General features: G+C 42.8%; 20 protein-coding genes, 1 pseudogene and 1 other annotated feature. Of the genes and pseudogenes, 20 read left to right on the forward strand and 1 reads right to left on the reverse strand.

Going from position 1 to position 17389, the window contains the following annotated elements:
- Positions 1–221 precede the first annotated feature (221 nt).
- Positions 222–331 (forward strand) — a sequence feature (Trp leader region).
- A 133-nt stretch (positions 332–464) separates the two neighbouring features.
- The 6 genes from RGE70_RS11440 (at position 465) to trpA (ending at position 7280) form a co-directional block, all read left to right on the forward strand.
- The gene (locus RGE70_RS11440; protein ID WP_310471581.1) at positions 465–2048 is read left to right on the forward strand and encodes an anthranilate synthase component 1; all 1584 of its coding nucleotides are present in this window, start codon (positions 465–467) and stop codon (positions 2046–2048) included.
- The gene (locus tag RGE70_RS11445) at positions 2045–2659 is read left to right on the forward strand and encodes an aminodeoxychorismate/anthranilate synthase component II (RefSeq protein ID WP_310471582.1); all 615 of its coding nucleotides are present in this window, start codon (positions 2045–2047) and stop codon (positions 2657–2659) included. Before RGE70_RS11440 ends, RGE70_RS11445 begins: the two co-directional genes overlap by 4 nt.
- Positions 2656–3708 (forward strand): anthranilate phosphoribosyltransferase, encoded by a 1053-nt coding sequence (gene trpD, locus RGE70_RS11450; RefSeq protein WP_310471583.1) that lies wholly within the window; start codon positions 2656–2658, stop codon positions 3706–3708. The genes RGE70_RS11445 and trpD overlap by 4 nt, the downstream gene beginning before the upstream one ends.
- Before the next feature lie 37 nt (positions 3709–3745).
- Positions 3746–5164: a bifunctional indole-3-glycerol-phosphate synthase TrpC/phosphoribosylanthranilate isomerase TrpF gene (gene trpCF / locus RGE70_RS11455; protein ID WP_310472970.1), complete on the forward strand. Its 1419-nt coding sequence runs from the start codon at positions 3746–3748 to the stop codon at positions 5162–5164.
- Positions 5165–5257: 93 nt separating this feature from the next.
- Positions 5258–6478, forward strand: coding sequence for a tryptophan synthase subunit beta (gene trpB / locus RGE70_RS11460; protein ID WP_310471584.1), 1221 nt, complete (start codon positions 5258–5260; stop codon positions 6476–6478).
- Positions 6471–7280 carry a tryptophan synthase subunit alpha gene (gene trpA, locus RGE70_RS11465; protein ID WP_310471585.1) on the forward strand — a complete coding sequence of 270 codons (810 nt, stop codon included), beginning with the start codon at positions 6471–6473 and terminating at the stop codon, positions 7278–7280. Before trpB ends, trpA begins: the two co-directional genes overlap by 8 nt.
- Positions 7281–7363: 83 nt before the next feature.
- Here trpA and RGE70_RS11470 read toward each other — a convergent pair whose 3' ends face one another.
- On the reverse strand, positions 7364–8320 hold the full coding sequence (locus RGE70_RS11470; RefSeq protein ID WP_310471586.1) for an integron integrase: 957 nt from the start codon (positions 8318–8320) through the stop codon (positions 7364–7366).
- A gap of 370 nt (positions 8321–8690) precedes the next feature.
- On the opposite strand from RGE70_RS11470, the gene RGE70_RS11475 reads away from it, so the two are divergent.
- From RGE70_RS11475 to RGE70_RS11540, 14 genes and pseudogenes are all read left to right on the forward strand, one after another.
- On the forward strand, positions 8691–8996 hold the full coding sequence (locus tag RGE70_RS11475; protein WP_310471587.1) for a hypothetical protein: 306 nt from the start codon (positions 8691–8693) through the stop codon (positions 8994–8996).
- A 108-nt stretch (positions 8997–9104) separates the two neighbouring features.
- Positions 9105–9599, forward strand: coding sequence for a hypothetical protein (locus tag RGE70_RS11480; RefSeq protein ID WP_310471588.1), 495 nt, complete (start codon positions 9105–9107; stop codon positions 9597–9599).
- A 126-nt stretch (positions 9600–9725) separates the two neighbouring features.
- Positions 9726–10124 carry a GFA family protein gene (locus tag RGE70_RS11485; RefSeq protein ID WP_310471589.1) on the forward strand — a complete coding sequence of 133 codons (399 nt, stop codon included), beginning with the start codon at positions 9726–9728 and terminating at the stop codon, positions 10122–10124.
- Positions 10125–10235: 111 nt separating this feature from the next.
- Positions 10236–10601: a hypothetical protein gene (locus tag RGE70_RS11490; protein ID WP_310471590.1), complete on the forward strand. Its 366-nt coding sequence runs from the start codon at positions 10236–10238 to the stop codon at positions 10599–10601.
- 136 nt (positions 10602–10737) lie between these two features.
- The gene (locus tag RGE70_RS11495) at positions 10738–11154 is read left to right on the forward strand and encodes a hypothetical protein (RefSeq protein ID WP_310471591.1); all 417 of its coding nucleotides are present in this window, start codon (positions 10738–10740) and stop codon (positions 11152–11154) included.
- A gap of 147 nt (positions 11155–11301) precedes the next feature.
- Complete coding sequence (locus RGE70_RS11500; protein WP_310471592.1) at positions 11302–11598, forward strand: hypothetical protein; 297 nt, start codon at positions 11302–11304, stop codon at positions 11596–11598.
- Between the two features lie 116 nt (positions 11599–11714).
- Entirely contained in the window at positions 11715–11987 is a 273-nt protein-coding gene (locus RGE70_RS11505) for a hypothetical protein (RefSeq protein WP_310471593.1), read from the forward strand.
- Positions 11988–12071: 84 nt separating this feature from the next.
- Positions 12072–12251: pseudogene (locus RGE70_RS11510) on the forward strand (transposase); the annotation flags it as partial.
- A gap of 78 nt (positions 12252–12329) precedes the next feature.
- Complete coding sequence (locus RGE70_RS11515) at positions 12330–13307, forward strand: transposase (RefSeq protein WP_310471594.1); 978 nt, start codon at positions 12330–12332, stop codon at positions 13305–13307.
- A gap of 280 nt (positions 13308–13587) precedes the next feature.
- Complete coding sequence (locus RGE70_RS11520; protein WP_310471595.1) at positions 13588–14025, forward strand: hypothetical protein; 438 nt, start codon at positions 13588–13590, stop codon at positions 14023–14025.
- An 80-nt stretch (positions 14026–14105) separates the two neighbouring features.
- Positions 14106–14531 (forward strand): hypothetical protein, encoded by a 426-nt coding sequence (locus RGE70_RS11525; RefSeq protein ID WP_310471596.1) that lies wholly within the window; start codon positions 14106–14108, stop codon positions 14529–14531.
- A 120-nt stretch (positions 14532–14651) separates the two neighbouring features.
- A complete protein-coding gene (locus RGE70_RS11530; protein ID WP_310471597.1) occupies positions 14652–15680 on the forward strand; it encodes a hypothetical protein in 1029 nt (342 codons plus the stop codon).
- 126 nt (positions 15681–15806) lie between these two features.
- The gene (locus RGE70_RS11535) at positions 15807–16280 is read left to right on the forward strand and encodes a hypothetical protein (RefSeq protein WP_310471598.1); all 474 of its coding nucleotides are present in this window, start codon (positions 15807–15809) and stop codon (positions 16278–16280) included.
- 12 nt (positions 16281–16292) lie between these two features.
- Complete coding sequence (locus RGE70_RS11540) at positions 16293–17270, forward strand: transposase (RefSeq protein ID WP_310471599.1); 978 nt, start codon at positions 16293–16295, stop codon at positions 17268–17270.
- Positions 17271–17389 lie beyond the last annotated feature (119 nt).

A 17389-nucleotide genomic window follows, 5' to 3' on the forward strand; every position in this document is an offset into this window, starting at 1 on the left:
AATATTACAGCAAAACCACCAACACCCTGCCTACTAAGTGTTCAGCTAGCGCAGTTAATGGCCAAAAGTGCCTCATAGATCACTTACTCAGCATATTTTTAAAGCGCTTTGAAAAAAAATATAAATATTCAATTGACAGGCTTCCTCTGCAAATGCTTTTATAGTGGCACGACAACAAATTGATTGAATTAAAAATGACACAGCTTATTACTTTCCAAAACATTAATTGGTGGTGGCACTTCCCAAATTAGCGGGTGGTGTGAAACTGTGTGCTCAATCATTTGAGACAAGATTCAACAAAAAAGCCCGCAAAAATTGCGGGCTTTTTTGTATCTAAAATCTTTTAAACAACAGTTAGATACAAACCCACAATCTGCAGGCTCTTGATTTATCAGTATAAAGATAGCATCTGAAAGAGATTAGACAATGAACAACGCATTTTCGACCAAGGCAGGAACATAAGCATGACATCAAACACTATCGCAAAAGTAGTGACTCAAAAAAAATCACTCGCTTACCATGACGATCCGTTACGCTTATATCAGCACATCACTAATAATGCTCCACACACGATGTTGCTTGAGTCAGCAGAGATTGAAAGCAAAGACCACCTTAAAAGCATTATTTTAACCCACGCTGCAATGAAAATTCGTTGTGACGGTTACCAACTCTGCTTTGACGCCATCACCGCAAATGGCCAGACGTTGCTTCAACCTATTAAAGCATTTTTTACCCAGTTCGAGCCTACGGCTGAATGTGTTAGCCCGTCAGCGCATTCGCTCACGGTGGCGTTACAAAAATCTGCGCTACCGCTTGATGAAGACGCACGTTTAAAGTCGACCTCACCACTTGATGGTTTAAGAATGCTAGTCAATCACATTCGCTGCGATGACGCTCCCGCTTTTGAAGATCTGTTTCTTGGTGGCGTATTGGCCTTTGACCTTATCGATACCGTAGAGCCGCTACCTCAAGTGCCAGAGGGCGACAATACTTGCCCTGACTACTTGTTTTACTTGGCTGAGACTCTAATTTTGGTCGACCACCAACAGCAAAGTGCCGACATTATTACGCATCAATTTGACACTCCCAACCAAGCCCACAACGAAGCGACAGAAGCCTCGCTTTCACAGCGTCTAACGGCATTACAACATGCTAGTCAAACCCTTGCGCCGATTGCCGAACTAAGCCCAGTTGATGCCCAAACCCAAGTCAATATCTCTGATGATGACTACAAACAAACAGTTGTGGATTTAAAACAGCATATTATTGCTGGTGATATTTTCCAAGTTGTCCCCTCACGCAGCTTTAGCCTGCCATGCCCTAATACACTTGGTGCCTACAGAGCACTTAGGTTAACCAATCCAAGCCCTTACATGTTTTATTTTAGAGGCGAAGACTTTACCTTGTTTGGCGCCTCACCAGAGAGCGCATTAAAATATGAGGCCAGTACCAATCAGGTTGAGATCTACCCGATTGCCGGCACCCGCAAACGTGGTAAAAAAGCCAATGGCGATATAGATTTTGACCTCGACAGTCGTAATGAACTCGACCTGCGGCTTGATAAAAAAGAACTGTCAGAACACATTATGCTTGTCGACTTAGCCCGTAACGACGTGGCGAGGATCAGCCAAAGTGGTACCCGTAAAGTGCCCGAGTTACTAAAAGTTGATCGCTATTCGCATGTCATGCATTTAGTCAGCCGCGTAACAGGCCAGCTACGCACCGATCTTGACGCCCTACACGCCTACCAAGCTTGTATGAATATGGGTACCTTAACTGGAGCGCCCAAAGTGAGCGCTGCACAACTAATTCGCGGTGCAGAAAAAACCCGCCGCGGCAGCTACGGCGGCGCAGTAGGTTACCTTAACGGACTAGGTGATATGGACACCTGCATTGTTATTCGAGCCGCTTTCGTCAAACAAGGCACCGCGTATATTCAAGCAGGTGCAGGTGTAGTGTACGACTCAGATCCACAAGCCGAAGCCGATGAAACCAGACAAAAGGCACAAGCCGTAATTTCCGCCATTAAAATGGGAGGTGGACGATGAAAATCTATCTACTCGATAATTTTGACTCATTCACTTACAACCTCGTCGATCAATTTAGAAGCCTCGGCTATGAAGTGGTGATTTACCGTAATAATGTTGATGCCGACTTTATTGCACAGCAGCTACTCAATGAAACTCAACCCTCAACATTGGTGCTATCACCCGGCCCCGGTGCGCCGCATGAAGCAGGTTCATTAATGGCATTAATTAGCCAAGTGGCCGGAAAAGTTCCCATGCTAGGCATTTGTTTAGGCCACCAAGCGCTGGTTGAGCATTACGGCGGCAAAGTCGACCGTGCACAACATGTAGTTCACGGCAAAGCCAGCCCAACGCTGCACAATGACAACGCTATTTTTGCTGATCTGCCCTCGCCTTTGTCCGTTGCCCGCTATCACAGTTTAGTAGCAACTCAAGTACCAGATTGCTTAGAGGTCATAGCCACCACCGAAAATATGCCAATGGCTATAGTGCACCGTACAGACAACGCAATAGGGTTTCAGTTTCATCCTGAATCCATTCTCACCACACTCGGCAGCCAATTACTCGTGCAGTCGTTAGACTACCTTGCGCAATCATTCGCTAACGTGACTAAAAAGGATAAAAATTCGTGACTACTACACCTGAAAATGCCCGTCTGCTTGAATGCCTTTATCGTGGTGAAAGCCTAGGTCGTCTAGATGCTAAAATGTTATTTAGCAGTATTATCGAAGGCGAAATGAACGAAGTGACCATGGCCGGAATGTTAGTTGCGATGAAAATGCGCGGCGAAACCATCGACGAAATATCCGGAGCGGCCGATGCCTTAAGAGCTGCAGCAAAAGCCTTTCCGACTCCAAGCCAATCTACTGTTAGCAAGGGGATAGTCGATATTGTGGGTACCGGCGGCGATGGCCACAACACCATCAACATTTCAACCACGGCGGCATTTGTTGCTGCCGCGGCAGGGGCAAACGTTGCCAAACATGGTAACCGCAGTGTTTCAAGTAAATCGGGCTCATCGGATCTACTGGCGCAATTTGGTATCGACTTAACCATGGCACCAGAAACCGCACGTGACTGCCTAGACAACTTAGGCCTATGCTTTTTATTTGCACCACATTACCACGGCGGCGTAGCCCATGCCGTGCCAGTACGCCAAGCACTTAAAACCCGCACTTTATTCAATGTGCTTGGGCCATTAATTAACCCAGCCCACCCAGACTTTATGCTACTTGGTGTGTACAGTGCAGAACTGGTGGCGCCCATAGCCCAAGTGCTCAAAGCACTCGGCATTAAACGCGCAATGGTCGTGCACGGCAGTGGGCTTGATGAAGTCGCCCTGCATGGCAACACCTTGGTGCACGAACTAAACGAAGGCAGCATTACTGAATATCAGCTCACGCCCAGTGAGTTAGGCGTTGAAACTGCCAACTTAACCGACCTTGAAGGCGGTACTCCAACAGACAATGCTGAGTTTACCCAAGCGATATTGCAGGGGAAAGGCACACCAGCCCACATGAATGCCGTGGCCATAAACGCAGGTTGTGCTTTATATGTGTCAGGAGTATCAGACTCACCCAAAGCGGGCACCGCATTGGCGCTAAAGACCATAAACAGTGGCAAAGCCTACACATTGCTAACCGCACTGGCTGCTGCCAGCCACACAGCAAAAGGAGTTTAGTGTGACCCAAACAAACACCGACCTAAGGGCGACTCCCATGGCCAAAGACATCGACACAAAAACAAGCAATGTGCTCACCAAAATTGTTGATACCAAGCCCGCACATATTGCCGCCTTAAAATTGCGCTTTCCAGAAACCAGCTTAGTGCCCAAGCAATCAGACCGCAGCTTGTTTGACGCACTAAAAGCGCCTAACGCCGGTTTTATTTTAGAATGTAAAAAAGCCAGTCCATCAAAGGGACTCATTCGTGATGTGTTTGATGTTGAAGCGATTGCCGACACCTACAACAACTATGCCGCCGGGATCTCAGTACTCACCGACGAGCAATTTTTCCAAGGTGACATGGATTACATTCCACAAGTTCGCGCCCGCGTTCGCCAGCCTATTTTGTGCAAAGACTTTTTCGTAGACGAATACCAAATAAAACTGGCCGCTCACCAAGGTGCCGACGCCATATTATTAATGTTATCGGTACTCGATGATGCTCGTTACCAAGCACTTGCAGCCGAAGCCGCCAAGTACCAGTTAGATGTGCTCACCGAGGTGAGTAATGAAGCCGAACTGACTCGTGCCATAGCACTCAACTCAGCCATTATCGGTATTAATAACCGTAACCTGCGAGATCTATCAACCGACCTAGGCACTACCGAAGCGCTAGCCCCACTAATACCCGCAGATCGCGTGGTGATCAGCGAGTCTGGGATCTACAATAATGCTCAAGTCCGCCGCCTAGCGCCGCTGGTCAACGGCTTTCTTGTAGGCAGTTCATTAATGGCCGAAGATGACTTAGATTTAGCCTGCCGAACCCTCACTTATGGCCACAATAAAGTGTGCGGTTTAACCCGCGCTGAAGACATAATAGCGGTAGCCCAACATGGCGCTGTTTATGGTGGGTTAATCTTTGCCAAAAAATCGCCACGAGCCGTAACAAGTGACCAAGCAGCCGAGCTTGCCAGTCAACTAGCAGCATCTGGCCACAAGCTCAATTTGGTAGGAGTGTTTGTCAACGAGAGCAGCGATAACATCGCCTCAATTGCCAATAACATCGGCCTGCATGCCGTGCAATTACACGGTCAAGAAACCCCGCATGAAATTGACACGCTTCGCCAAGCCCTTAGCGCCAAAAACTCAAACTGCGTGATTTGGAAAGCCGTTGCCGTTAACAGCGATAAAACCAGCACCGAGCTGACCGTACCCGCCAACGCCGACCGCCTATTGTTTGACAGTAAAACAGACGGCCAATTTGGTGGTACCGGCCAAGCCTTTGACTGGCAACAAGCGCTACCAAATCGTAACGCCGCATTCTTAGCCGGAGGCTTAACCGCCGACAACGCTAAGCTTGCCGCTAGCCAAGGCTTTTTTGGCCTCGACTTTAATAGCGGTATAGAACAACGCCCAGGGGTGAAAGATCACCACCTCATCGCGCAAACATTTAGCCAACTGCGCCAGTATTAAGTTTAAGAATGCCTCGAGCACGACTCGAAAAAATTAAAAATCAAATATATGCCAGCCATGCCGGCCTATATAAATAGATAAAGGACCAACATTATGAGTAAGTTAAACCCCTACTTCGGGGAATACGGCGGCATGTACGTACCGCAAATATTAATACCCGCCCTAAACCAACTCGAAACCGCCTTTATCGACGCGCAAGCCGATGAAGCGTTTCAGACAGAGTTTACCGACCTACTCAAAAACTACGCCGGTCGCCCTACTGCGCTCACGTTAACCCGTAACCTTAGCCCTAACCCACTGGCTAAAATATACCTAAAACGTGAAGACTTACTGCACGGCGGCGCACATAAAACCAACCAAGTATTAGGCCAAGCGTTATTAGCCAAACGCATGGGTAAAACAGAAATCATCGCCGAAACCGGCGCTGGACAACACGGCGTAGCTACAGCTCTAGCCTGTGCACTGCTTAACTTAAAGTGCCGAGTTTATATGGGCGAAAAAGACATTGAACGTCAGTCACCCAATGTATTTAGAATGAAAATGATGGGTGCAGAAGTGATCCCCGTAACCTCAGGTTCAGGTACTCTAAAAGACGCCTGTAATGAAGCCATGCGCGACTGGTCTGGCACATACGAAACCGCCCACTACTTGCTAGGCACTGCAGCTGGGCCACACCCGTTCCCGACCATAGTTCGCGAATTTCAGCGCATGATCGGCGCAGAAACAAAACAGCAAATCATTGAACGTGAAGGACGCTTACCCGACGCCGTTATCGCCTGTGTTGGCGGAGGCTCAAATGCCATTGGCATGTTCGCCGACTTTATCGATGAAGAACAGGTTGCGCTTATTGGCGTTGAACCCGCCGGCAAAGGCATTGACACCCCAATGCACGGTGCACCGCTAAAACACGGTAAAACGGGTATTTTCTTCGGTATGAAAGCCCCGTTAATGCAAGACAGTGAAGGCCTTATTGAAGAGTCTTACTCCGTTTCAGCCGGGCTTGATTTCCCATCCGTGGGGCCACAACACGCACACCTAGCAGCAACAGGCCGAGCCACTTATGAGTCAGCAACCGACGACGAAGCCATAGAAAGCTTCCAGCTATTAGCGCGCTGCGAAGGCATTATTCCGGCACTAGAGTCCGCCCACGCCATTGCCCACGCCGTCAAACTGGCCAAAGCCGCCACCAAAGAAACCCTCTTAGTGGTTAACTTGTCAGGCAGGGGTGATAAAGACATCTTTAGCGTGGCTGACATAGTACAAAAGCAACAACAATCCAACTCGCAAACAACTCAGGAGAGTGGCAATGAGTAACCGTTACCAAACAGCATTTGCTGCCCTAGACCAAAAAAATGAAGGCGCTTTTGTCCCTTTCGTGACATTAGGTGATCCCACTGCCGAGTTATCATTAAAAATAATCGATACCTTAATTGCCAACGGTGCCGACGCGCTTGAACTAGGGTTTCCATTTTCTGACCCACTCGCCGACGGCCCGGTGATCCAAGCCGCCAACCTGCGAGCATTAGCCGCAGGAACCACGCCTTCAAAAAGCTTTAAATTAATCAGCACCATTCGAGCTAACCACCCCGATACCCCTATTGGTCTATTGCTATACGCCAATTTAGTGTTTGCCAATGGTATCGATACCTTTTATGCCAACGCGCAAGCTGCAGGTGTCGATTCGGTACTCATCGCCGATGTTCCCGTTGAAGAAGCAGCTCCCTATATTGCCTCTGCAAAAGCCCACGGGATCGCGCCGATATTTATTGCGCCACCCAATGCCGACAGCGCAACATTGCAACAAGTGAGCAATAAAGGCCAAGGTTATACCTATTTACTATCTAGAGCCGGCGTGACAGGTACCGAGTCAAAAGCAGGCATGCCTATTACTGACGTTGTTAACCAACTCAAACAATATAATGCAGCCCCACCACTGCTCGGTTTTGGTATTGCCGAGCCCGAGCAAGTAAAAGACGCCATAGCCGCTGGCGCAGCCGGCGTTATTTCGGGCTCAGCAGTCGTCAAAATAATCGACGCCAATAAAGACAATGAAGCCAACCTGCTTAGTGCACTGGCAGAATTTACCCGCAATATGAAAGCTGCAACAGCAAGGTAAAGGCAACCCCTAGCTGCTCACAACACCAACAGCACGGCAGGTCGATAACTGCCGTGCTTTTTAATGTTTCATTTTCAAATTATTCAAGAGTCGAACGGACTCACTACACCACTGCTGTGAGTACCAATAACATGAGTATAAATTTGTGTTGTTTTAATATCTGTATGCCCCATTAACTCTTGTATTGTCCGAAGATCATAGCCCTTTCTCAATAATACTGTTGCAAAAGAATGCCTAAATGTATGCGCCGTTACCCGCTTATCAATGGCCGCTTTCTTCGTCGCAAGACGTAACGCTTTTGAAAATGCCGTAGGGTGAATATGGTGCCGACAAATATATCCATCGCTAGGGTGAATACTCCGTCTTGTTGCAGGGAAAAAAAATTGCCAATGAAATTTTCTAGCACTTGCTCCATATTTTTTTATTAGAGAAATTGGCAACGAAGCCATACCAAACCCAGCATTATTGTCCTTATTGTGTATTTTCCTTACCTTCTCAATTTGCAATTTTAATGGCGATATCAGCTCATTGGGCAAAATACAAACCCTATCTTTTTTGCCCTTACCTTGATGTATAAAAATTGACTTATTGTTTAGATCAATATCTTTTACTCGGATCCGCAGTGCTTCCTTTAGCCTTAGTCCTGATCCAAACAATATCGCAGCAATAAGAAAATGCTCCCCCGACAACTGACCAATAATCTGTTTAGCTTCTTCTGTAGAAAGGACTTGAGGGATCCGTTTTGGGGCTTTTGCATAGGGAAAGTTTAACCCAGATGTATCCATCTTCAGTACATATCGACACGCAAAAACAATGGCACATAATGCTTGTTTTTGTGTGCTTGCCGAAACATTGCATTGCTCAGCGATATAACATAAGAACTGACCAATTTTAGAGGCTGAAATCTCAGAGCCATGGCTGATCTGGCAATAATTAATGAAATATCGATTCCAGTACAGATATGACTTCTCAGTTTGATAGCTGTAATGACGAACTCTGATTTCAGTTCTAATCGCACTAATGTAACCTGACTTTTTCATAGTCACCCCCAAAGCAACACTGTATATATATACAGGTATAATTGAAAGTGGCCCAAAATACCAATTATCGCGCAAATAAAGATGCCAAAAACAGTGCTGCTAGGCATCGATAATTTTTTAACATTTCACAAAATCTATAAAAATCAGCACTATGAAAAATGTTAAAAAGTGATACACGGACCCATTGAACACCCTAGGCTCTCTTTCTCCGCACTCAACAAGGCAATTTATGCTGCCTGAATTTAGAAATTATCTATTTGCAACAATACCTAGTAGTGATAAGTTATTAAAAAGTTAACGAGTTGCTTGGAACGTTATCGAGCGACTAATGAATAAGCTGTTATATACCTTGTCGAGCATGGAGGCGTAATTGAAATTCATTGGTATTATTCTAGGGTTTATTTTCTGCTTTTTTGCAGGAGTATTCTGGCAAAAGTGGGAATTATTAGAGTCAGGTGCTGTTGAATTAACAAAGCCGTTAACTTTGCAGTCTTCTCCTGATGCAATTGGAGAGTTACCGAAAGGTACAATTCTATATCCGTATTCGAGTACAGGAAGTATTGAAACCTTTGTAGTTTTCGTTAACACCAAAAACCTAGATCTATTACAGCTTCATACTTTTGAGCAGCAATTAACTGTTGCGCCAATTGATGGGTATTCTGAATCAGGTATATAACAAGCCAATTAAGCGGGAAAATTTACAGTTGGCTTTTTTCGCTTCGCTCAATAATTTTAGCCAACTATAAATTTCCCCTTATTGGGGCGTTATACACTCAGGTAATTAATGATCGATACCAATTTATTAAATTCTGAATTACAAAATCTTATCGGAAAAGAAGTTTGGGGAATTGTTGGAGGAAAAGGTTCTGGTTCTGTTATTTCTCTAAAAATTGGAGAAAAAACTAAATCTAAAACCCCTTCAAAAAATAAACATTTATCTAAATTAGTTAGAAATTATGATTCTGAATTTACCATTATGATCTATTCGCCATGGCGAATCGAAAATCAAGATAATGTAATTTGTGGAAGTCACCACAACAATGATGAAAATGGTCCATATCAAATTGCATTTAACATGCTATTAAATAATTCTATAAAAAATATACACATCTCAAAACCCGGCTTAGATTTAACTATAGAATTTAATAATGGCTACTCATTAAAAATATTTTGTGCACTTATTGGTATGGATGAGAATGACTGCTATTCCATTGAATCTCCTAAGGGTTGGTTTATCGTAAAATTTGATGGTGGTATAGAACTCGACTCTGGCGTATAACAAGTATATTAAAACTGATGCAAAGTATTCCGCATTTTTGGCGTGGACGCTTCGCGTTGATTGTACGCCAAAAATACTCCATACTTTACACAGTTTATATAGGCGTTATAAATTACGGAGAGTATCGTGATAAACAAAGGAAGTTGCTTGTGTAATCGAGTTCAATATGAAATCGATGGTGAATTTGAAGATGTTTTAAATTGCCATTGTAGTATGTGTCGTAAGCTACATGCTTCAGCATTTAGAACAAGAGCTAAAATAAGCACCGCAAGCTGGAAAACTATTAAGGGAGATAAATTTATTAAATTTTATGAATCTTCTCAAGGCGAGCATAAAGGTTTTTGTTCTGAGTGTGGTTCTAGTTTATTCACTAAATTTGATGCTTATCCAAATATATTAGGTTTTCCATTTGGTACACTAGATACCGATCCTAAAGTAAAACCTACTCGTCATGTTTATGTAGGTAGCAAAGCGGCCTGGCATGAAATTACAGATAATTTACCTCAACAAGAAGAGTTCGATTAAAGTAATTTATAACAAGTCACTGCAAAGGACTAAAACAGCTGGCCATTGCTCGTGCCTCGCCATTTTAGGCCATCAATTTTAGCCTCTGAGTGAGGCGTTAGGTAACTACGGATGGTTAATCTGTTGAATCCTGATTTGAGAGTCAGGGATTTAAGAAAACTAGTTGAACCTCACTTACATGAAGTTAGCTGGGATCGTGGCGTTGACGAAACAAGCGAATGGGTTATTGCATCTATCGAAGACTGCGAGCATAAAAGTAAATTAGTTAATTGGCTTAACGGCAAAAATGTATCGGACTCTTTTGAAGTAATTATCACTGATAAAGCTTGGTCAAATTTAAGGTATTTATGTTGGTCTCAAGTATTAGCGGATTTACCAACTTACTTCGATCAAGAAAATATTCTAATTGTTTCATCAAATCGTACATGGATAATGGAATATGCTCCACAGCAGATAGTAAGATTTGGCCAGTGGTAAAAGTTACCTAACAAGCTGTTTAACAAGGACAAAATACAGTTGGCTTTTGCTCCTTCGTCGCTTATTCTAGCCAACTATATTTTGCCCATTAACAGGGCGTTATATGCTACCAATCGTCAAGAATAAGGAAATTAACATGAAAAATTTAATAACTGGCATCGCCCTCTGCTGCCTATCCTTCAGCTCAACCGCTTACGAAGGTAGCCCAAAATCACAAGTGGCAGCTTACTTCAGTGATTTGGTAGCTGGTAAATACTCCACTGCAATTGACAGCTTATATTCAAGTAATCCCTTGATGGCGTCTAAGGCACAGCAACTAACCTTGCTTAAGCAGCAAGTTTCATCAGTTCCTGCCCTATATGGAAAATTACACGGTTACGAAACTCTAAGTCATGAAGAACTATCACCTTCATTGGTGCGCATCGTGACTATTGCCAAACACCAAAATCATCCTGTTAATTGGGAGTTCTACTTCTACAAAATCAACAGCACATGGGTTGTAAGTCACGGTACTTTTGGCGATCAATTCCAGTACATTGGTAAAAAGAAGTAAGTGCATATAACAAGGCTAGTCAACCGAGGCCCAAAGCTACGTTAGTTTTTGGGTCACTGCGCTGCCGCTTCGTTCAACCCAAAAACCACTTCGCTTCGGTCCCGGCTGCTAGCGGCGTTATATAACCTCAATAGAATGGAGTCTGAGTTGAAGTATTTAGTACTAATTCTAGTATCACTAATTTCATTTTCTGCTGGTGCTCTTTGGTTCAAGTGGCAATTATTAGAATCCAACCCTGTATCGTTAACCCAAACTTTAACTGTTCAAGCAACACCTGAGAATATTGGCGTTTTACCTAAAGGAACAATTCTTTATCCATATTCAAATGGTCCTGATATTGAAACCTATTTTATCTTTGTAAACACCAAGTACTTAAATGCAATAGAGCCTGCAAATTTTCAAAATAGCATGACAGTTGCACCATTAGATGGTTATAGTGAATAGGTTATATAACAAGCTAATTAATAAGGACAAAAAACAGTTGGCTGTTTTCGTTCCTCAACATTTTAGCCAACAATTTTTTGCCCATTATTAGGGCGTTATATTTCTTCGAGGGTGTGGTGAAAAATAATCTAATATCAATTTCAGTTGTGATCGGATGCTTTATCCTTGGAGGTTTTTTTTATGATATGCACGTATATAACGAAGTATTACGGGTTAAAGACATGCAAAAGTCTCAACTGCTTTTAAACACCTCAAATCTTGAATTACACCTATTGCTAAAAAAATCCTTACAGGAAGGTGATCTTCAAGAGGTTTCAGAAGCTATGGATTTGTTAATTTCCGGAATGTCTAAAGAAATAAAAGAAGATATGGCAGAACTTGAGTTATAGAAAATACAAAGACACCCTTCATTAAATGGCATGAATTACCCCCTCCGACTAAGCTTGCTTGATAAGTTTTAGTTGGAGGTTGAAATGCCACGCCCTAGAAGAACCCTAGTGAGTCTTGAAGACACACCTTATTACCATTGCTGCAGTCGAGTGGTTCGTCGTGTATTTTTGTGTGGTGACGACGAATACACTGGCAAGAATTATGACCATCGACGAGGCTGGGTTGAAACCCAAATACTTAAACTTACTGAGGTGTTTAAATTACATAGACACCCATCATTAAATGGCATGAATTTCCCCCTCCGACTAAGCTTGCTTGATAAGTTTTAGTTGGAGGTTGAAATGCCACGCCCTAGAAGAACCCTGGTGAGTCTTGAGGACACACCTTATTACCATTGCTGCAGTCGAGTCGTTCGGCGTGCATTTTTGTGTGGTGATTACGAATACACTGGCAAGAATTATGACCATCGCCGAGGCTGGGTTGAAACCCAAATACTAAAATTGACTGAGGTGTTTGCAATAGATGTTGCCGCTTATGCTGTGATGAGCAACCATCTGCATGTAGTGCTGTTTATCGACATAGATAAAGCAAATCAATGGTCTGACAGAGACGTTGTTATGCAATGGCATCAGTGTTTTAACGGTACTGCACTGACGCAAAAGTTTGCCAAAGGTGAAGTAATTGACGAGCACCTCGTCGCTCAATTAAAACAGAAAATAGCTATTTACCGCTCACGCCTTAGTGATATTTCATGGTTTATGCGCTGCCTAAATGAGCCTATTGCACGGCAAGCCAATATTGAGGACAACTGCACCGGGCACTTTTGGGAAGGACGATTTAAATCCCAAGCCTTGCTCGATGAAGCTGCCGTGCTTGCTTGCATGACATACGTTGAACTTAACCCAATTAGAGCCAAAATGGCTGATACGCCAGAGCAATCAGACTACACCAGCCTCAAGTTAAGAGTTACCGCAGCCCTTAAAGGTGAACAACCAAAACAACTATTACCATTTATAGGCCACGAGCGCGAACACCAACCAAAGGGTATTGCGTTTATGCTTAGCGATTACCTTGAATTGGTTGATGAAACAGGCAGAATCATTCGTGATGATAAGCGCGGCGCAATATCTGCCAATGCCGAAAGTATCCTTAACCGATTGAATATCCCAACAGCAAACTGGGTCAAAATTGTTGCTGAATTTGGTCAGCTATTTCATGGGCCTGTAGGCACATTGCAAGAGCTCAGTCGCTACTCAGAACACCTTGAAAAACGCCGACGGCATTTTGCAAAAAGCTGCCAGCACTTGCCACTAGAGTAAACTCCACTCGTCATTAAAGCCAAACCTTCTCAATCAAACTCAGTCAAAGTACCGAGTTAACAGCACGCGCCTAAAATTCGCCATTTTTGCTTGATAAAGCGCTACTTTAGCGAAAAATTCACTAGCAGCATGCCAAACATTGTTTTGTATCAAACGAAAGGTCACTCATGCATTGTAGTGTGCTATAGAGGTCGTTATGTTATTGATTAACAATGGCTGGCTATGTATTTCCTAGTTATTAAAAAGTTAACGAGTTGCTTGGGACGTTATCGAGCGACTAATGAATAAGCTGTTAGGTGCTAATTTGATTTCGAATCCGCGTAGAGATTTTTTTTCTTGGTTAAGTGCTGGAATTGCAGCAACATCCCTTGCTTTATTGATTTTCATACCAAGCCTCAACGATGTGAATGTTTACGCTAAAAAGGTTTCTCTGATTGCATTCATAGTTTCACTAACATTTTCTTTTGGTTCGTTATCAATACTTAAAGAAATGATAGTTTTTAGTAATGCTAGCAATGACAAAGCAACATCAATTCACCACTTTGTTATATTTATTGCTTTGTTAAGTTTTTTAATTGGCTTTGGAGCTTATTTTTATAGTATGTCGGCAATGTACACGTATATATTTACTGGTGCATTTGTGATCGTTTTCGTGCTTTTTAAAAAGGCTCAAAGTGCGATGATCGCACCTAACAAATCGTTAAAGCAGGACAAATAACAGTTGGCTTTTGCTCCTGCGTCGCTTATTTTAGCCAACATATTATTTGCCTCTTAACGAGGCGTTAGGAAGAACACAAAATGGAGTTTCCATCTGACCTTTGTGATTATCTCAAAGAAGGCAATCAATTAGATTACGACGTTTCAAAAGCTGAAGCGGGCAAAGTCGGAATTTGTAATCTAGCAGAGATCAAATCTGGAGTTGTTTGGGTTTCGCCTGAAGATGACGAAATTGATGCATTTTATGAGATTACAGCTGTAAGCATTACAAATTACTGTGAAGATTATGATCCAGAATTTATTTTACTTTGGCTACCAAATGAAAAGGTTTATGGGGCTTGGGATTGTGACCACTGGGTTTTAACTATATTCCCTAACGCAAGTTGGACGGATATCGCTGAAAACCCGTTACCGTTTCTTAATGCTCAGTGGTATCCTGAAAGTGATTTAGGTCAGGTATTTAATCCAGCATCTAAATACGAATTAATACTAGGCAGGCCTTTCTAAAAGTTCTTCCTAACAAGGCACTAAAGCGGGAAAAATTACAGTTGGCTCCGCTCGTGCCTCGCAATTTTAGCCAACAATAATTTTCCCCTTAGTGGGGCGTTATAAATACAAGGAAGTGTTGTGAGTCACTCAATAAATAATCCTGAAAGCAACATTTTAACTAATGGTGTAGAAGAGCAACAAATACTCGAAGCTGTTAGAGTTTCCGGTTATCCATTACAAACTGTAATATATGAGATGCTATCGAAGAAATTTCGTATTCAGGAAGAGTGGAACTTTATAGATTCAGATTCAAATGAAGAAAGGGCTATAGATTTACTCGCAGAATTATATCTTTATGACTTTAATAAGCCACAACCTCGAGTTCGTCCAACTCTCAACTTAATAATTGAATGTAAACAATCAGATATGCCTTATGTGTTCTTTTTAACAAAAGATAAGCAGCTGACTCCAAAGTTTCCTGTTATAGCAGGCTTGGCAAATAAGAATATTGTTTTTACTTCTGATGATGAAGCTTCAACTTATAATTTTTCTATACTGCAAGCTCTTGAGTTATCTAATCACCCATTTTTAAGTACAAGCCCAATATTTGCAAATACCTTTAGTAAGGGAGCAAGAAAAGGTAAAAAAATAGAACTTTCTGGTAGCCAACCATATCAAGGTTTAGTTAACCCTCTACTTAAAGCAGTCTCGTACTTTGAAGAATGCGAAAAACCACCTGAGACAGCCCACTATTATGATTGCCACATAACTATTCCTATAGCAGTTATTGATGGTCCTATGGTTAGTGTAAAGTGCACGGATAGCAACGAGATTGAAATGGTTCCTTGGGTTAGAATACCAAGGCATCAAACAGCTAACAAAGATGACAATTATCATTTGGCTAATATTGGTGCAATTGATGTAGTTCACAAAGATTATTTAGAAGAGTATATAAGTGATCATCTGATGCCATTTGCTACTGATTTTGCTGATTTAATTTTAAAGCATGATAATGTAATTGCTGATAGTAAAGGCTTTATTTCTGGCATGGGTAATGAAGCATGGTCTGATATAGAAAAAAGAATAGAGCCAAGAACTATCAAGCATGTTGGTAAACGAACAGGTGCTATTTTCAATAACTTAGCTAACATATTTAAGTCTAACTAATTCAGATAAGCATTTATAACAAGGCACTTAAACGGAACTAAAACAGTGGGTTACGTTTCGCTTCGCTACACATTATAACCCACTATTCTAGTCCGCTTAGTGCGGCGTTAGCCAACAGGAGATGTTGTGGTATTTGAAGAGTTAAAAAACTTCCCTGAAGATGTAATTGAGCAATGGATTAAACCATATGCTGAGTTATCTGGTTGGCCTCCGAAAGTTGGGTTAGATGGAGTGCCGACTGATAGATGGCGATATTTATTATCACTTAAGCCTTTGCCATGGTGGCAAAACGGTGAATGGGTAAAATGTAAAGGATCTCTATCAATTCATGACTTGTCCGAAGGTTCAAGAGACGCAATTGTAAAAATGGCATTTGCTTACCTTACAGGAGCAGAAAACGAATATAGCTTATCTATGTCTGATATGCGTGAACGCCTAGATAAAATATCTGAATACCTACAGAGTCATAAAAAGTTGCCTTGTAGTCCTATTTTGTATGAGGGTGTTGATGGAATTAGCGTTGCTGAGAAAATACATAGACACCCTTCATTAAATGGCATGAATTACCCCCTCCGACTAAGCTTGCTTGATAAGTTTTAGTTGGAGGTTGAAATGCCACGCCCTAGAAGAACCCTAGTGAGTCTTGAAGACACACCTTATTACCATTGCTGCAGTCGAGTCGTTCGGCGCGCATTTTTGTGTGGTGACGACGAATACACTGGCAAGAATTATGACCATCGCCGAGGCTGGGTTGAAACCCAAATACTTAAACTGACTGAGGTATTTGCAATAGATGTTGCCGCTTATGCTGTGATGAGCAACCATCTGCATGTGGTGCTCTTTATCGACATAGACAAAGCAAATCAATGGTCTGACAGAGACGTTGTTATGCAATGGCATCAGTGTTTTAACGGTACTGCTCTGACGCAAAAATTTGCCAAAGGTGAAGTGATTGACGAGCACTTAGTTGCGCAGTTAAAGCATCAAATAGCGATTTACCGCTCACGTCTTAGTGATATTTCATGGTTTATGCGCTGCCTAAATGAGCCTATTGCACGGCAAGCCAATATTGAGGACAACTGCACCGGACACTTTTGGGAAGGACGATTCAAATCCCAAGCCTTACTCGATGAAGCCGCCGTTCTGGCTTGTATGACTTACGTCGAACTTAACCCAATTAGAGCTAAAATGGCTGATACGCCAGAGCAATCAGACTACACCAGCCTCAAGTTAAGAGTTACCGCAGCCCTTAAAGGTCAGCAACCAAAAACGCTGTTACCCTTTATTGGTCACGAGCGCGAACACCAACCAAAGGGTATTGCGTTTATGCTTAGCGATTACCTTGAATTGGTTGATGAAACAGGCAGAATCATTCGTGATGATAAGCGCGGCGCAATATCTGCCAATGCCGAAAGCATCCTTAATCGATTGAATATCCCAACAGCTAACTGGGTCAAAATTGTTGCTGAATTTGGTCAGCTATTTCATGGGCCTGTAGGCACATTGCAAGAGCTCAGTCGCTACTCTGAACACCTTGAAAAACGCCGACGGCATTTTGCAAAAAGCTGTCAACACTTGCCACTAGAGTAAACTCTACTCGTCATCCAAACTTCAACATCACAGTCAAACTCAGTCAAGGAACAGAGTTAACAGCGCGCGCCTAAAATTCGCCATTTCTGCCTGATAAAGCGCTACTTTAGCGAAAAAAT

Origin of the sequence: Shewanella youngdeokensis, assembly GCF_033180165.1 — a bacterium.
In the GTDB taxonomy this organism is placed as follows: Bacteria; Pseudomonadota; Gammaproteobacteria; order Enterobacterales; family Shewanellaceae; genus Shewanella; species Shewanella youngdeokensis.

Bases quoted from the DNA above. Each gene is read 5' to 3' on its own strand.
- RGE70_RS11525 (WP_310471596.1), top strand. From the start codon at position 14,106: ATGGAGTTTCCATCTGACCTTTGTGATTATCTCAAAGAAGGCAATCAA.
- RGE70_RS11480 (WP_310471588.1), top strand. From the start codon at position 9,105: ATGATCGATACCAATTTATTAAATTCTGAATTACAAAATCTTATCGGA.
- trpCF (WP_310472970.1), top strand. From the start codon at position 3,746: ATGGCCAAAGACATCGACACAAAAACAAGCAATGTGCTCACCAAAATT.
- RGE70_RS11520 (WP_310471595.1), top strand. From the start codon at position 13,588: ATGAATAAGCTGTTAGGTGCTAATTTGATTTCGAATCCGCGTAGAGAT.
- RGE70_RS11470 (WP_310471586.1), bottom strand. From the start codon at position 8,320: ATGAAAAAGTCAGGTTACATTAGTGCGATTAGAACTGAAATCAGAGTT.
- RGE70_RS11445 (WP_310471582.1), top strand. From the start codon at position 2,045: ATGAAAATCTATCTACTCGATAATTTTGACTCATTCACTTACAACCTC.
- RGE70_RS11515 (WP_310471594.1), top strand. From the start codon at position 12,330: ATGCCACGCCCTAGAAGAACCCTGGTGAGTCTTGAGGACACACCTTAT.
- RGE70_RS11490 (WP_310471590.1), top strand. From the start codon at position 10,236: ATGGTTAATCTGTTGAATCCTGATTTGAGAGTCAGGGATTTAAGAAAA.
- RGE70_RS11495 (WP_310471591.1), top strand. From the start codon at position 10,738: ATGAAAAATTTAATAACTGGCATCGCCCTCTGCTGCCTATCCTTCAGC.
- trpA (WP_310471585.1), top strand. From the start codon at position 6,471: ATGAGTAACCGTTACCAAACAGCATTTGCTGCCCTAGACCAAAAAAAT.
- RGE70_RS11440 (WP_310471581.1), top strand. From the start codon at position 465: ATGACATCAAACACTATCGCAAAAGTAGTGACTCAAAAAAAATCACTC.
- RGE70_RS11540 (WP_310471599.1), top strand. From the start codon at position 16,293: ATGCCACGCCCTAGAAGAACCCTAGTGAGTCTTGAAGACACACCTTAT.
- trpB (WP_310471584.1), top strand. From the start codon at position 5,258: ATGAGTAAGTTAAACCCCTACTTCGGGGAATACGGCGGCATGTACGTA.